Source organism: Bradyrhizobium sp. I1.14.4 (genome assembly GCF_050435825.1).
In the GTDB taxonomy this organism is placed as follows: Bacteria; Pseudomonadota; Alphaproteobacteria; order Rhizobiales; family Xanthobacteraceae; genus Bradyrhizobium.
Window position 1 is genome coordinate 37,753 of record NZ_JBNDLA010000031.1, and the last position, 15,967, is coordinate 53,719.

Consider the following 15,967-nt stretch of genomic DNA (forward strand, 5'->3'; position numbering starts at 1 on the left):
TGACTTGAGTTGCAGCAGTTCTACTGCTGACGTCGCGCATCCATTCCGCAAAAAAAATGAACTCAAGGCAATGTCAGTTTACCGTCGTGCCATGAAAAGCTGTTACGCTTCCATGTCATCTCGTCAACACTTGGCGTTAGATCGAGAATGACATGCAAAACGAAGCTCGCAAACCCGAACAAAGTGCCAAGGCGGATGATCAAAACAACGGAGAGCGCCTCATGCTGCATATCGCTTCCGCACGCGAAAGATCCGCATCACAACCGGAGACGGAGCGCGAGCTCTCCATCGAGCCGATGTGCGAGAGCGCGCTGACCGGCATATTCGAAATTTCGAAAATACTTACCGCTCCTTGCCGGCTTGAAGTCACGTTGGCCAACGTCGTCGATCTTCTGCAATCGTTCGTGCAGATGCGACACGGCATCGTCTCCCTGTTCGACGATGACGGAATGCCAGAGATTACCGTGGGCGGCGGGTGGAGCGAAGGCAGCGACGAGCGCTACCGGATGCGCCTGCCAAAGGCAATCGATCAGATCGTCGCGACGGAGAGGCCTCTTGTCGCCGAGAATGTGGTAGCCGAGCCGGCATTCAGCGCAGCGGACCTCGAAGTGCTCGGCGCCTCCGATAATATGCCAGTGTCGTTCATCGGGGTTCCAATTCGCATCGACCCGAAGGTCGTAGGTACGCTGACAGTCGACCGTATCCGGGACGACAAATCGAGTCTGCGGCTCGATCACGATGCGCGGCTGCTCGCCATGGTCGCCAATCTGGTGGGACAGACAGTGAAGCTGCATCGCCTGTTCGGCTGCGACCGCGAGCGACTGATGGCGGAGAAGGACCGGCCACAAAAGCAATTATTTGAGCTTAGGCAGCCTGCGCGGGAGCGTAAGAAGCTACACGCCCATGGCATCATTGGCGATAGCCCCGCGCTGCGCGGGCTGCTCGAGAAGATCGCGATCATAGCCAAATCGAACAGCACGGTGCTGCTGCGCGGCGAGTCCGGCACCGGAAAGGAACTCGCAGCCAAAGCCATTCACGAATCATCGTCTCGCGCCAAGCGGCCCTTCGTCAAGCTGAATTGCGCGGCACTGCCTGAGACGGTCCTGGAGTCCGAATTATTTGGTCATGAGAAAGGCGCCTTTACCGGCGCGTTCAGCTCGCGCAAGGGACGCTTCGAGCTCGCTGACAAAGGGACTCTATTTCTTGACGAGATCGGCGAGATCTCGGCGCCGTTCCAGGCGAAGTTGCTGCGAGTCCTGCAAGAGCAGGAGTTCGAACGCGTGGGCAGCAACCAGACCATCAAGATCGATGTTCGTATCATAGCGGCGACCAACAAGAACCTTGAAGAGGCCGTGGTAAGGAGCGAGTTCCGCGCAGACCTTTACTATCGGATTAACGTCGTTCCCTTGCTCCTGCCACCGCTGCGCGAAAGGCGCAGTGATATTCCGCTGCTGGCCAGCGAATTCCTCAGGAATTTCAACAATAAGAACGGACGTACGCTGACGTTGGAGGCGAGTGCGATTGATGTGCTGATGAACTGCGGCTTTCCAGGCAATGTCCGCGAGCTCGAAAACTGCATTGAGCGCACAGCGACGCTGTCCGCCGGACCATCAATCGTGAGAAATGACTTTGCATGTTGCCACGGCCAGTGCTTTTCCGCGACATTATGGAAAAGTACATCGAACGAGATGATAATGCCGCCCGTACCGAGCATGCCGGTGCCCGCGAGGTCCATCACACCGCTATCTGAAGCGACCGCGCCGAGTCCGCTCGTCGGCAGCGAATTGGCCTCACTGACTCCTCCTCCCGGCACAGCCCTCGTAGGTGGCGCAAAGATGGCCGATCGCGAGCGGGTCATTGCGGCCATGGAAAAATCTGGTTGGGTGCAGGCAAAGGCGGCGCGCTTGCTGGGACTAACGCCGCGCCAGATTGGCTATGCGCTCAGGAAATACGGAATCGAGATCAAGCGATTCTGAACGCAAGGGCCAGCGCGGTCGAAGCTGCGACCATCACAGTTGAGGCGAATAGCTGTGAGGGGACATCTTGGCTGGCTTGCGTGCGTCCAATTTCATCGATCCGGGTCGGACGATTCGCCCCACGGCGTCGCCTTGGGTGCGAGCGGAACGATCCCGCCCGGGTCGCGGTTGCGACGCGAGTTGAGTTGGCTTGGCAAGAGGTGGGCTTGTTCGCCACGACTGCAGAGATCACCACGAGACGGTCCAGCTAACGGATGGTCCCCTGACCGACACCAACCGACGTATCAAGGAAATTCGTCGATCGACCTCGGATTGGTGAGTGGCAATACTCATGCTGCCTTCGTCTTCGGTTCTATGCGGATCGAGGCGGACAGTGCTGGCGGCTTGAAATGTGGACGGCACCACCGTTGAGCAACCGCGCCCCAGCGTCGCCTCTGTCGTCAGGTTACGAACGTTCTTGAGCGCGAGCATCGCTGCCGCGGCCGCGATCGAATCTGTCTTGTCCAAAATTTGTTCTCAGGTTGCGCCCGCCTCACGACGTTTCTTTCGCTTGACAGGCCAGACGGCCTGACGCCGATGCCAGGTGCGCTTCGTTCGCCATCAACCGATCCGCCGCCGCTCGTGATGAACGACGGTAATCTGCCGCGAGATATCCTGGCGTCACTCGGCTGACGTGCCCGGCGGAACGGCGCTGTCGCAGCCCCGACGCGTGTCGGTCGGTATTTGCTCGTCACGAACACCGGGCGAGGGCGCCGTATCGGCTTCGTCCTAGCCTCTGTGGTAGCGAGCGGATTCCAAAGTGGGCCGGGATGGTACAATACTTGCTGGTTCTCTTCGCAACTGTCGCAACTTTTGGAGCAACTCCGTGCACAATGTCGTCTGCATCAAACAGGTTCCCGACTCTGCGCAGATCCGCGTGCACCCCGTGACCAATACGATCATGCGTCAGGGCGTGCCGACCATCATCAACCCATATGACCTTTTCGCGCTCGAGGCCGCGCTGGAGCTGCGCGATCGGTTCGGGGGCGAAATAACCGTGCTTACAATGGGCCCGCCATCGGCGGAAGACTCTTTGAGAAAGGCGCTGACCTACGGCGCCGATCGCGCCGTACTGCTCACCGATCGTTGCTTTGCGGGCTCCGACACCCTGGCCACGACGTATGCACTGGCAACAGCCATCCGAAAAATTGGTAAGGAATATGGCCCGACAAACCTCATCTTCACCGGCAAGCAGACCATCGACGGTGATACCGCGCAGGTTGGGCCCGGCATCGCAAAGCGGCTGGGCGTGCTGCAGCTAACCTACGTCGCCAAGGTCAGATCGCTGGATCTCGCCGCACGTACAATTGAAGCGGAACGACGCTCCGAAGGTGGTGTCCAGGTGCTGCAGACGAGGCTGCCCTGTCTCATCACCATGCTGGAGGCAACAAACCAGATCCGGCGCGGCGCGATGGCGGATGCCTTACGTGCCGCACGTGCGCCAATCGTGAAATGGAGCGCGCACGATGCCGGCGTCGAGGACGTCTCCAAATGCGGTCTCAAGGGCTCGCCAACCGTCGTCAAGCGAGTGTTCGCTCCCTCTGCGCGCGCTGAGAAAGCGGCGCTGGTGGAGGCAGCAGGGCAACCGGCGCAGGCGTTGATAGACGCTATCTTCACGCACCAACCCAAGCTCGAAGCCGACCTTGCGGCGTCAAGTTCGTGATGCTTGATCTGGAGAGCCATGCCGACGACAAATCAAAGCGATCGAAGGATGCGCCATCCCGACAGGCAGATGCGCGTTATGCGCCCCGAAGCGGCTCAGGCTGGTTACGCCAGTACGAACAGCCAGGATGATCCGACCATCGTTTCACGGAGCCACGAAAGACGCTCCGCGAATTTGCTTCGCGCATGGTCTGCAACGTGCTTTGCGGCAACACGGATAATCATGCGCGAAATCACGCAGCCTTCCGGCAGGGCCCGAATCTGAAACTTCCACCGGCCTGTGATACCGGCCAGCAAAGTCGCGCAAGCGAGCGAGGCGACGCAAGCGATGCTTGTTTGGAGCCCGGACTGACACAGCCAAATTGCGTCTTGCCTTAAGCTCGCCCCGTCGTTTTTCTCGACGAGGTCGAAGGATAACGGCCGCCATGGACCCTGTCGGCTTGATCGCGAAGATTAGCTTCGAGGTCTTGCCTGTAGGATTCCGCTGTCGCCCCGTCTGCCCCGGGCGCCGCCTGCCGCCGCAGCCGTCGATACGCCCTTTCGAGCGCAGCGACGTCAACGTGGTGCAGCAGCGCCGTGAACCTGGTCTGGCGCGACCGTTTGGCCGCCTCATTCACCCTGGTGAGATTGGCTGAAGGATGACCCGGCTCTGTGTCCGGTCCCGTGCTTGCTCACCGGAGTTTCCCATCAGTCGGGGCCTTCCCTCCGGTCGACTCGTTGCCTTCGCCGCCATCGACAGTACTACGCGCCGATCCGCCACCCCGCCGTGCCTGAGGAAGCCTCTGCTTTTCGCTCGGCCAATTCCCCCTCCGGTGACGAGCCGGAGCACACGACAGGGTTTCTCAGGTTCCCATGATTTCTGTGCGCGCGTGATGTGGTCTCCGACCCCGGCGGCCCAGAACCTGCTCGCCTTTAGCGCAGATCCCGGTGTTGCCTTCGACTTTTGAAGCAGCCTCGGCGACCGCGACGATCCCATTACGTGGCCCAATACACACCCTGCACGCTTGCTGTCTACGCTTGGTCCTGCCGTTACCGGTTCGGACCCAAGACTTGCTACGAGGCGTCTGGCTAAGACTTACCTCGGCAGAACTGTCATCCGCTAGACATCATGAGCTTCTCCTGACGCACTTCAAATCCTGGACACGCAACCACCGACACCGGCATTTGTTGATGATGGATATCCGAGGAGCGAGCGCTGATCCCGGAGTGTATTCAGCTTGGAAGTCGCCGGATTCCTTAGCGTACTCAACAGCCAATCCGACATTTTGCAGCCTTCCGGTCGATTGAGATCATCTCGTCTGGCAGGAGCGTTTCCGCGCTTATGACGAAGGACGGCTTGTAGTCCAACGCTAGCGCGCTAGGCTTCGCCTCATCGTCCCTGACGCGCAATCACTAGAATTTCCGCTTCGTACGGCAGTGCGCGAATCCGAATTTTGGAGCTTCGCTGCTTGCATCGAACAGGCTCGGTCGTACGGACAATTAACGACTCAGCTTTATCTCATGGGCATGGTGATCCAGCTAGGCAAGCTACTGCTTCAAGGTGGGATGCGCGTACTGGTCGCGAGCCTGGCGACCGCGTGTATCGCCGGCCTGCTCTACTTCGTTGCAACCTATGTTCAATCCGAAAAGCCAACGGCTGCCGCAGCGTCGTCAAAGCCAAGCTGCCTGCCCAGCCGCTGCCGAGCGAAAGCGCCGGGCGGTCGATGATCGTCCGAGATCTACGCTAAAAATCATTCGCGTAAGGCTGCGCCCAACGAGCTGCCATTTCCTTGCGATCGAATCTGCCCCATTCCGAGCACTGGCGCGCGATGATGCTGTCGAGGTCCGGGGCTTCATCCCCACTGAATGCGGTTCAGCGGGTTCATGCCTGCGGCAATCCGACACACTGCGACAGGTCAACCGTCATCAACCGCGCGGGGACTAACCTTTTAGCGTGGCTGGTCTGACCGCAGTGGGAAAAGGCTGCGCAGCCGCCGCAGCCGAACACCTTATATGGAAATATGGAACGTCTCCATGTCCGTCACCCATACCCGCGACCCCTGGTGGAAAACCGATTTGATCTGGAACTATTTCCACACCGTCACTACGCCGGCCAAGGCGCCCGCCTATCGCAAGTTCTACAGCAACCAAGACCGCAGCGACGAATTGGACAACCGCCATCGCGTCTATGAAATGCTGGTGGATGAGCCGCTGCACACCCATCCTACCCTGTCAACGACCTCGACGGACGAGTCGATGGAAAACTACAAGAAGAGCAAGCTGCCGTGGAACCAGAACAATGGCGGATTCCTCAAGGCGGTGAACAATGAATATTGGTGCGGTTCGATCGGTCGAAGCCATGGCGGTCGCGGTTCATCAATGAAGAGATCAAGCATCGCTGGGTCGTCTGTGATGAAGCGGCGCCTGGACAAGGGACCGCAATTTGCTCTGACGCCGTCAGTTTCCTCAATCCTGATGTCTGTCCAGGCGCGGCTCAGGCGGTCACCCGGCCTAGTCAGCTGGTCCATCGCGGACCAGCCGCATCGACAAGCAGTTGGCTTATGGATTTAGAGCACAATACTGCACAGGCGTATGGTCGTGTTCACAGGCGTCGAGACCACAGCTTCGCACGTGGTCGTGACGACGAAGATGGAGCACGTCTGCAGCCGGATCATCATGCTAGCGCGATGCGGTTTGCACGCCCAAGGGGCTATCATGCGGTTCAGGGCGCGAAGGCACCGCAGCTCTGGATGGCTTGGCGGTCCCCCGATAGATAGTCAGTGCCGCGATGATGCCGAGCGCGGCTGCAAACATCAGCCAAAATCCGGGTGAAGCCTTGTCGTTGGTGCGCTCAATGAGCCAGGTCGAGGCCAGTGGCGTAAAGGTACCAAACAAGGCGGCCGCGAGGGCGAAGGCCAGCGAAAAGCAGGTTGTGCGCACATGCGCAGGCACGACCTCAACCAGGGCGCCCAGCATAGTTCCGCTATAGGTACCAAAATAGAACGAGAACATCATCGCGACCGCCAGCATCTTGCCGAAAGTGGGAGCGCTTACCAGCCAGTTCAAAGCCGGATACGCGGTCACCAACGCAAGCCCGGCAATGGTGAGCAGAACTGGCTTGCGACCGATACGGTCGGAGACGGCGCCGCCAATTGGATTCCAGATGAAGTTGGTCAGGGCGACCAGGAGCGTCACCAAGAGGGCGTCCTGGCCAGACAGCTTCAAGACGGTCTTGCCGAACGTGGGCGTGTAAACCGTGACGAAATAAAAGGTCGTTGTGGTCAGGGTCGCCATCATCATCCCGAGGACGACAGTGCGCCAGTTGACCAGCGCCGAGGCAAAGATCTCGCGGGCCTTGGGATGCTTCTTCATCGCCAGAAACTCCGGGGTTTCCTCCAATGTTCGACGAAGAAAGAAGATAAGCGGGATGATAAGGCAGCCGAGAAAGAACGGAATGCGCCACCCCCAGGAGGCCACGGTTTCCGCCGGCATCGATTGGTTCAGCAGGTAGCCCACGGTCGCCGCGACAAAGATCGCGACCTGCTGGCTGGACGATTGAAACGAGGTATAGAGCCCGCGATTGCCCGGGGTTGCGATCTCCGCCAGGTAGACCGAAACGCCGCCAACCTCGACGCCGGCAGAAAAACCCTGCAACAGCCGTCCGGCGAGAACGACAATCGGGGCGGCAATGCCGATTGTCGCATAACCGGGACAAAAGGCGATGATCACAGTGCCGATCGCCATGATCGATAGTGTGATGATCAGGCCTTTTCGCCGGCCGATCTGGTCGATATAGGCCCCCAGGACGATCGCGCCTACTGGACGCATTAAGGCGCCCAGCCAGAACACGCCGAAGGTGTTGAGCAACGAGACGGTTTCGCTCCCCGATGGGAAGAAGGCTTGTCCGATGGCGCTGGCGTAAAAGCCAAACAGGAAAAAGTCGAACTGCTCGAGGAAATTGCCGCTGGTCGCACGCAGGATCGCGTTGATGCGCGATTTAACCGTCCCGTGCTGAATCAACGTTTGTGACACGCGAGTTTCCTTCCCGTCAAAAATGGCCGGTTGCGGAAAACCTCACGCCAGCCCAATTGCATCAGGCCGTGACTTTGTCGTTGGAGACATTACCGACCGACCGGAAGGCGCCTGATCTTTTCGGCATATTTTTGGCGACAGCCAATCGTGCACAGATTTCAGGATTTGTTCGCGGAGCAACCAGCTCTTCTCACCATCAATCGCCGCAAGCTCGCTCTACTTCAAATTAAACTTGACGGCGCCTGAGGTTCTTCTTTCGCCAACTCATGGCCAGCTATCAGGCATGCTCGAGCATTCTCCGCGATCAATGCCGTATGCCCCTCGTGGGCAGGGGCTGCACTTCTTCCCTGTTTGCTTTCCCACAGTCACGCAAATCCTGTCAGGCTCGATACACTGCAATGACGAGTCGGCGCGAATGTTTTATCAAGGTAATTCAAAAGCTTAAGGACTGAGGCCAGGTTTGGCACGGCGATTGCTGGAAAGGTACAGGAACACGGGGGCGGACGAGTGGACGCAGAACGCGCAAAAACCAGCGGCGGTCTTTTCGAGACTCTCGTGCCGGCCAGCTGCCGACAATCTCGCGCAGATGACGGCCGAAGGCCTCAAGAGCCCGGCAGATGCGATTCGTTCCGGCCTTGGCGTACCAGGCTCGCAGAGAGCCATGAACCGGCAGTGAGCAGCAACCGCGAGGGCTTGATCCATTTCACGACGGGTCCCCAGCGGCAAGCGCTCGCGCGATCAGATATCCCACTGCCTCATGTGGCATGAGCGCTCCCGATGGCGTGCGCGGCACAATATCTCACCATGATTCTGCACGCGATGCCTGGCCGCACGGGCCATTCACGGCATCGGACTGCCCTGGATCGGAATCCGACGGGATCGTTGCCGCTTCAATCAATGGACAGGTTCCCATGCGTGAACAGGACCGGGCTCATGATGCCCCGCTATCTGTGGCCGCGAAGGTGCGCAGAAGGGAATTTCGCCTGGATGGTTGAACGCGATCACAAGCCCCATCGAGCCGGCGGAGCCCGTTGATCTCGACTAGCCAGTAGTTGGTGCCGACGGCAAGTCGCTTCTTCAGGGCTCGTTCTCTCCTCATGGCCAAGGTTCAAATGACGTCTTCTCAAGCTTCTCGATTTACACCAGATCAGCCTCCGCAGATATTCTGCGAGTATTTGACTGAGCGCGCGCGAAATCTGTTTGGCCCACATCCGTTCGCTGCAGAGATGTCCGAAGAGCAGGTTGCCAGCCTGCTGCCTGAATACCTGGCGATGTCACAGGCGTTCCCGTACCTGCAGGCGGGGTCGCAAAAGGATCTCATATTCGATGCAATGCATCACAATCGAGATCTTCCGAGGGACATTGAACTGACCAGCGTGGTCGCAAATTTCATCTGTTGGGATGAGACGGGTGGTTATAGCCGAGTTATCCAGGGCGGCAAGGCGGCGCTACCTGATATTCTGGTGACTGAAAGCTTCCACTCAAACCTGCTTAGAAAGGATGCATCGCGACTACTCGGCAAGGCAATACAGCCCAGCTATAGCGCCACAACGAAGCGATACCTGCATTCGCTCTACGTGGGGTTGTCAGCGAAAGACCCTCTGGTGCGTTGCGCCAGCATGGTCGCTTTCGAGCTGCATGCTGCGGAGATGATCCAGTCGCTGTGGAGCACTCTGGTCAAAACCTTTGATGCCCGGTTTGACGATCTCGAGTACTTCAGCAGCCATGTCGGCGGAGAAGATCCCGCGGAGAAATATCACGCAGATATGACAAGCCGGCTCATCGGCGAACTTGTGCCGGCTGACCGTCATCGCTGTTTTTTGCATGAATTCGATCGAGCCTATCGGCTCAGCTTGCAGTGGTGCCGCGATCTGCTCCGAATTGTCTCACTTGAGGGAGATTGTCGAGCGGAGATCGAACACCGTGGTCGTTGTCATTGTGGTTCTGTCAAGTTCTACGTCCGAGCGCCGCGAGAGCTCGCTGCAGTTCGATGCAATTGCTCAATCTGCCAAATGTCCGGATTTCTGCACCTGCTCGTACCTGGCGATAAGCTTGGCATCGAGTGCGGCGAAGAATTCCTCACTGCGTACCAGTTCAACAAGAACATTGCTCGGCACACCTTTTGCCGGATTTGCGGCGTTAAGCCATTCTACAGGCCGCGCTCGAACCCCTCCGGATTCAGCGTGAATATTCGATGCCTGGATAAAAGAACGATCGAAAGCATAGCAATAGACGAGTTCGACGGCGAGCATTGGGAGCAAGCGTTCCGCTCGATGCACCGGGACCTGGGATGCTCTCTTGAAAATCAAAACCTGGAGGTGAATTCGAATGGCTCGCACAATGAGTGACAAATCCCGTCTTCTATCAGAAGAGGCTCTGACGAGATACCGCATAGAGCTGTTGGTGAAAGGTACGGTCGTGGTCGGCCCCCAGACGTTATTCACCCACGATGACTTGACGAGGATCGATCAGCTGCAGGCTGAGATTCCCGAAGAAGAAGTGCGGCAGGGAGATGCCGGTGACTCGCACAACGTCTTTGTCAAACGCGTGAGGGTCGATCCGCCTGGTCGCAATCCTGCCAATGTGAACGGTACAGCGCCGGCGCAGATCATCGAACTACTTGAAAGGAAAGACCGTAGCTTCGCGCTAAAAAAGATCCTGGGAGGATCGCCAGATTTCGTGATTCGCCGATGCCAGATGCATCGTATGCCTCCTGGTTCTTTCGTTGGCATCCATTTGGATGCCGACAGCGACCCTGATTTTGAGTACTCAGTGATTGTGCAGCTCGCGCGAGACTTCGAGGGGGGTGAGTTCGTGGTGTATCCAAGCGCGTACGAACAGCAGGTATTTCGACCGCCATTTGGGGCAGTGCTTGTTACCACATGTAGGCTCCGGCATGAGGTGAAGCCCGTACACACCGGCGAGCGCCGATCGCTGGTCTACTTCTGTTCAAAACGGAGCGGTGCAAACCGCCGCGTCATCGAAAGCTCTACCACTGTGAGGTGAGTTAGCGGGAATGGCCTTTGAATGAGTCGAGTAACGGGTGAGCTCTCAAGAGGTGAGATCGGCAGATCGACCCATCTTGCCGTGGATGTCCTGCGGGGCGTCTGTCGCTGTGCAATATGGGCCTTCGCTCAGGCTCGTTAAAGGTCGTCGGCTGAAGCCGCTCGGAAGCTTTGACCCTTCACGATCCGTGTCGCGGGCTCGCGCATTGAACAGTGCAGCCGGATTTTGCCAAGTTCCACTGGACCGAAACGGCGCCGGGACATTGGTTCAAGGCGGGAAGCCGGGTTCTTCGACCAGGCGAACATCGCTAACCAGGTTCATCGTTTCGACGAGCAGCGAGGCGACCAGCGTGCCGGGACACTCTGGACGGCGCCGTCAATTCAGCTGATCCACTTGATGGAAATTGCTTTGACGCTCGTGAAGGTGGCCGGTGGACGGCTTATCGGCGGGACGCAACTGCTCTGCGCGTTCTGCCTCATGGAGTTACCGCAAACAGGCCGGCGACCAGCTGTCCTTTGCGAGGCCAATGTTGCTCGGCCTGCGGCTAACCGCGATGCCTGATGCTCCGGGGCAAGATCGGGACAAGACATCGTCACTGTCCTGGGCAGGTTTGCCGACGCGTGCGCGATCGTGTTCTCGCGCCGGGCGCAGGAAGCCCAGCGGTCATCAGGTTCTCGACAGCTACCACAACTCGCAAAACAGCCGGATGCTGGGGGCGCTTTGCGACGGCGTTTGCGGGATCGGGTTGTTGCAGGGGTCACTCGTCAGAAACGGATCCCTCAGCTGAAGCCTCTGCCTATCATTATGATTCCTCCGGCTCCCGCAACAGCACCGTTGCAGAGCAGCTCGCCACGTCTCGGCTCCCGCCTGCAACCTGCCGGCAAGGCCCAGCATCGGAACGGCCATGATTGGGGAGTGTTTGTGGTCGACGCCACGCGAGCGCTGATCGGACCATTGGCGCAAGGCGAGCGGCCAGACGATGAGCCGCTGCACCTCGAGCGCCTCATCGCCGATCGGCCGGCACACTTCGGGACCGGCTCAGGGCTGAGGGGTTTGGGCTGACAGAGGCCACTGGACCGATTCCGTCCTCACCAGGCCGGGCGGCCGGCTGAACCGCGCATGAGCGCGACCACAGGCTGCGCCTTGAGGAGCGCTGATCTCTCGATTTGGTTTTGCAGGCACAGGGCCGAGTTCGAATGAATGGAGGAGCTTGACAAGCCCCTGTGATCTCAATCAAGCCATCGACAGCAGCCGGTGCTGCAGATCGCGCGACGCGGGCCTGTCGCGCGCAATCACAACGCATTCCACCGTGCCAGCCTCTTGGTCGGCGGCAAGCGGGATCACACCCTCCTTGCGCGTGCGGTCAAATAGAAAGCCGTCCTTGACGAAACGATCATGCGCGGTCTGGAGGGAGCTTGATCGAACGTTTCTCACGGATAAAACAACGTGGTAGCCGGAATAGTCGAAGCCCAGCAGCCGGACGGCAATGCTGTGTAACACCGAGCCGCCACCCCACCGGCCGTTCGCTTCATTAAACAGCAGCCGTCCGTCGTTCGAGAAAATGGCATCAATGTTGATCATTCCGCGATATCCCAGTCTACGAGCAAGGGACACAAATCGGTAGGCGTGCGCCTGGGCAGTCAACCATTGCTCATTCCCCAGGTCGCTTGGAAGCTCAAGTCCTGTCCAGATCAGAGCCCTTTCAGATCGATCCGTGCTCCGACGCAGTCGAATGTTCCCACTGTTGATGAAAGCGATTGAGCCATCACCCTCGATTTCATACTCGAGATAGAACTGAGATCGCGCCAGGTGGTACGATTCAACGACCAGCGTCTTGCATGATGCATTTGTCATCTCAGACCAAAGTGCGTCAGAATCAAACGACGGCCAGGCAATCCGCCGGGTATCTCTTGCCCCGGGCAGCGGACCGCCTTCATTGCTGGTCAGGATGACATTTCCGGACCCACCGGCTCCATTGTCCAGCTTTACGATGACGCTGCCGGTCTCGGACCGCAGCGAGCTGACCGCTCGGAACAGTTCGTTTGAGTTCGTCGTTATGGAACCATTGGGCAGCGGAAGTGCGACACTTGTCGCCAGTTGGCGGAAGTGGCTCTTGCGGTTCAACAGATCAGGCCCTCGCTGCAGAGCGAAGTCGTCCCCGGTCTGTGGTATGCCCAGCACGGCCGCCAGGCGTGCGACGCCTTCACTGGAGTAGCAGGGATACATGCTCCAGGATGATTTCTGACGAATATGGCTGTTGATTCGCTCAACAATGCTGTTGGACAGCAGTGTGCAATCATTGAGGACCGGCACTTCGCGGCTGCCTTCAGGTACAAGCAACAAAAGACTCGAGGCGTCGAAATTAAGCGTCGCGCCAACATAGGAGAGCAGATCCGCCGGGATGGATAGCGGGGAGACTATCAGGTCGCCCTCCTGAGCAAACCACGCTGAACGATAAGCCGAGTTGGCGGCCAACGAAAGTTGAGTTGCTGTCAGATCGGAGCCCGACATCTGGGCCGTACCGGCATTCATGATTATAATCCGCGGCATCAGTGACCTTCGCACATTCGGATGTGATCAGAGAGGGGCGGCCAAAGTGGGCTGCCGCGCAACCTGTAGTGGCCATGACCGAAAAGGTCATTTCGCGCCGTCACGATGTCACCTGCCGTGTCGCTGGAAGGTACGCGGAACCTGCAATCCGCCGACCTCAATTGCCGTCGCCTTTCGAGCTTGATTGGGTGTCGGCTTCCTTCAGCATAAAATGCCGGACCTTGCCCAACGCTGTTTTCGGTAGCTGTTGCGTAAAAATGATCTCGCGCGGTACCTTGAAACGGGCGAGCTGTGACTGGACATGCGCCATCAGCGCTTCCGCTTCGATCGGGGCGCCCGGTCGCCTGATCACATAAGCGACCGGTACTTCTTCCCAGCGCGGATGCGGTCGACCTACGACGGCGCAATCCGCAACATCCGGATGGCCCACAAGCACACGTTCCACTTCCGCCGGATAGATATTCTCTCCGCCGGAAATGATCAGGTTCTTCTTGCGGTCATGGATCCAGAAATATCCATCGGCGTCGCGGCGACCAATGTCGCCAGTGCGGTACCAGCCCCGATTCAGAGCCTCGTGCGTTGCCTCTTGATTCTCCCAGTATCCGCAGAAGACGTTGGGCCCACGTACTGCGATCTCGCCTGGACCACCGGGCGGCAGCTCGCTGCCAGCATCATCTATGATCGCAGCTTCGCAGCAAAGACCGGCGAGCCCGCTTGACCCCTCAGGCACGAGACCCCCGCCGAGTTTCGTATACACAGCGATCGGGCAGGTCTCCGTCGAACCGTAAACCTGCAGGACCGGCACGCCACGTGCGACAAAGAGCTCGACAAGGTGGTGGGGCACCATAGTAGATCCGGTACAGATTGCTCTGAGCCCGGACAGGTCGGTGCTGCCCCATCGGGCATTGTTGGTCAGGGCTTGCATCATGGCTGGCACCAGGACTGCCAGCGTGGGCCGGTCACGCTCGAACGCATCGAGCGTGGTCTCCGGTGTAAAGCGGCTGTGGATAGTGACCGTTGCGCCGTGATGCAAACTCGGCGTCGTCTGGATGTTCAGGCCACCGACGTGGAAGAGCGGCAAAACAGTCAAGGCGTGATCGGCCGAGGTGAGGTCATGCATGTGCTGACTCATGATGCCGTTCCAGAGCAACGCTTCCTGACGCAGCACGGCGCCTTTCGGTCGGCCTGTGGTGCCCGAAGTGTAGACGATCAGAAGGGGGCAAGACAGGTCCGCACGTCGATTGCGTCCGTCACCACAGTCTGCGTCTAGGAGATCGTCCAGCTTGTTTCCGCCGAGAGGCGCAAAGTCCAACCCGACGAGAGAAGCATCGGGCAGGTGCCTCGTCACAACAGGCAAGACTGCGTCGAAGGCCTGCTCAAGCACCAGCACCTGTGCCCCGGAGTCGGACAGAATGAAAAGCTGCTCGGCGGCCGCAAGGCGCCAGTTTAACGGTACGAGAATTGCGCCGAGCCGCGCGCAGGCATAGACCAGCACGAGATAATCAGGTCGGTTGAGGCTGAGGATCGCGATCCGGTCTCCTCTCTCGACGCCGAGCTGGCTCTTGAGGGCGCGAGCGACCCGCTCGATCCGTCGAGTGAGGCTGGCGTAGCTTAGAGTCTGTCCTTCGAAACGTATCGCGGCTTTGTCGGGAGCATACGCCGCGTTGCGCTCAACCAGTGTGCAGAGATCCAACTTATTCCCCGTATGCCTCAGCTCCGCACAATACGTTCGTTTCGATGCGCTTCAGCCGGAGCTCGGAACTGCTTCGCGGGACATGCTCCGGCTCCCCGTTGCAGAGGCTATGATCACGCAGCCCTGGCAGGACAACACAGTTATTGATGGTTGTCATGGATCACGAACAATGGATATTGCTTGAGGAATCTCGGGCGATTGATCACCCGATCTGTTCTGCTCGGCAGTGGTCGTGTGCATCTGCGCGTGGTGATAGGCGCACCACGACGACTGCTTCTTGCCTGGTTTTTGACAGACAGGATCGCCGCACATATAGGCAGCTCTGGTATCTCCATCCTTGAAGCCGATGATGGCCCGGCATTGGCCCTCAATATGGTCGAACAACAGGACCTTGTTGACGCCGTCGGGCTTTTTCAACCTGCTACTCCAGAATGCCAGGCAATCTCTTCGGATCCCGCGCCGGTCGCGCCGAGCGATACTTGCAGCTCAGGCCCCTTTGAAAACCTCCGCAGGCTCACGGTCTGTCGCACATTTGCGCGATGAGAATGCCCTGCCATGGAAGGCGGTATGAACAGAGCGAAAAGCCGGTCCGGTGAACTGATTCTGGCGCGGTGTCCCGCCAGAGGAGGGTTCGGCTTCAATGTCGGGAAGCGGCGGCGCCCTGCGGGGGCGCTGCATCGAGGTCTACATTGATCTCTTCTGACCTCACCTGCTCGCTGCTGACCCGGCTTACGGCAGCCACATAGTATCGGTTCTGGAATGCTCGACCATTGGCAGCGAGCTGCGAGCCGTAAGGTCGCGGTCAAGACGCGCTGCATAGCTGTTTCGACCGACACGCCGTCGGGAATGAAGATCACGACCAACCAATGCGGGGCGGCTCTGACCAGCTGAGACATTCGTCAATCCTTCACAATCCCGGCGGCGGAGGAAGATGCGTGCCAACCTCAAGATCGTACAACTTAACGTTAGGTCCGATTCAAGCCCTTTCTGGTAATCTGTGTGAACATGCCAAAGGGTTTGGCGGGACCGA

General features: G+C 58.7%; 11 protein-coding genes. 6 read left to right on the top strand and 5 right to left on the bottom strand.

Annotated features, from left to right (window positions below; all coding sequences use genetic code 11):
- Positions 1–152: 152 nt before the first annotated feature.
- Positions 153–1,976 (top strand): nif-specific transcriptional activator NifA, encoded by a 1,824-nt coding sequence (gene nifA, locus ABIB78_RS34345; RefSeq protein ID WP_429032929.1) that lies wholly within the window; start codon positions 153–155, stop codon positions 1,974–1,976.
- A gap of 228 nt (positions 1,977–2,204) precedes the next feature.
- Here the strand turns inward: nifA and ABIB78_RS34350 are convergent, their stop codons facing one another.
- Positions 2,205–2,483: a hypothetical protein gene (locus tag ABIB78_RS34350; protein WP_429032931.1), complete on the bottom strand. Its 279-nt coding sequence runs from the start codon at positions 2,481–2,483 to the stop codon at positions 2,205–2,207.
- A gap of 358 nt (positions 2,484–2,841) precedes the next feature.
- Between ABIB78_RS34350 and ABIB78_RS34355 the strand changes: the two genes are divergently transcribed.
- The 3 genes from ABIB78_RS34355 (at position 2,842) to ABIB78_RS34365 (ending at position 6,227) form a co-directional block, all read left to right on the top strand.
- Positions 2,842–3,678 (top strand): electron transfer flavoprotein subunit beta/FixA family protein, encoded by an 837-nt coding sequence (locus ABIB78_RS34355; RefSeq protein WP_429032933.1) that lies wholly within the window; start codon positions 2,842–2,844, stop codon positions 3,676–3,678.
- Positions 3,679–3,863: 185 nt separating this feature from the next.
- The gene (locus ABIB78_RS34360) at positions 3,864–4,055 is read left to right on the top strand and encodes a hypothetical protein (RefSeq protein ID WP_429032935.1); all 192 of its coding nucleotides are present in this window, start codon (positions 3,864–3,866) and stop codon (positions 4,053–4,055) included.
- A gap of 1,635 nt (positions 4,056–5,690) precedes the next feature.
- Entirely contained in the window at positions 5,691–6,227 is a 537-nt protein-coding gene (locus ABIB78_RS34365) for a hypothetical protein (RefSeq protein ID WP_429032937.1), read from the top strand.
- Positions 6,228–6,335: 108 nt separating this feature from the next.
- Here ABIB78_RS34365 and ABIB78_RS34370 read toward each other — a convergent pair whose 3' ends face one another.
- On the bottom strand, positions 6,336–7,688 hold the full coding sequence (locus ABIB78_RS34370) for an MFS transporter (protein WP_429032939.1): 1,353 nt from the start codon (positions 7,686–7,688) through the stop codon (positions 6,336–6,338).
- Positions 7,689–8,785: 1,097 nt separating this feature from the next.
- Here ABIB78_RS34370 and ABIB78_RS34375 point away from each other — a divergent pair.
- Both ABIB78_RS34375 and ABIB78_RS34380 read left to right on the top strand, forming a co-directional pair.
- Complete coding sequence (locus ABIB78_RS34375) at positions 8,786–10,036, top strand: GFA family protein (RefSeq protein ID WP_429032941.1); 1,251 nt, start codon at positions 8,786–8,788, stop codon at positions 10,034–10,036.
- Complete coding sequence (locus tag ABIB78_RS34380; protein WP_429032943.1) at positions 10,029–10,694, top strand: 2OG-Fe(II) oxygenase; 666 nt, start codon at positions 10,029–10,031, stop codon at positions 10,692–10,694. Before ABIB78_RS34375 ends, ABIB78_RS34380 begins: the two co-directional genes overlap by 8 nt.
- A 1,233-nt stretch (positions 10,695–11,927) precedes the next feature.
- Here ABIB78_RS34380 and ABIB78_RS34385 read toward each other — a convergent pair.
- From ABIB78_RS34385 to ABIB78_RS34395, 3 genes are all read right to left on the bottom strand, one after another.
- Positions 11,928–13,226 carry a peptide ligase PGM1-related protein gene (locus ABIB78_RS34385; protein ID WP_429032946.1) on the bottom strand — a complete coding sequence of 433 codons (1,299 nt, stop codon included), beginning with the start codon at positions 13,224–13,226 and terminating at the stop codon, positions 11,928–11,930.
- Between the two features lie 175 nt (positions 13,227–13,401).
- Entirely contained in the window at positions 13,402–14,937 is a 1,536-nt protein-coding gene (locus ABIB78_RS34390) for a class I adenylate-forming enzyme family protein (protein WP_429032948.1), read from the bottom strand.
- A 153-nt stretch (positions 14,938–15,090) separates the two neighbouring features.
- A complete protein-coding gene (locus ABIB78_RS34395; protein WP_429032950.1) occupies positions 15,091–15,354 on the bottom strand; it encodes a hypothetical protein in 264 nt (87 codons plus the stop codon).
- Positions 15,355–15,967: the final 613 nt, after the last annotated feature.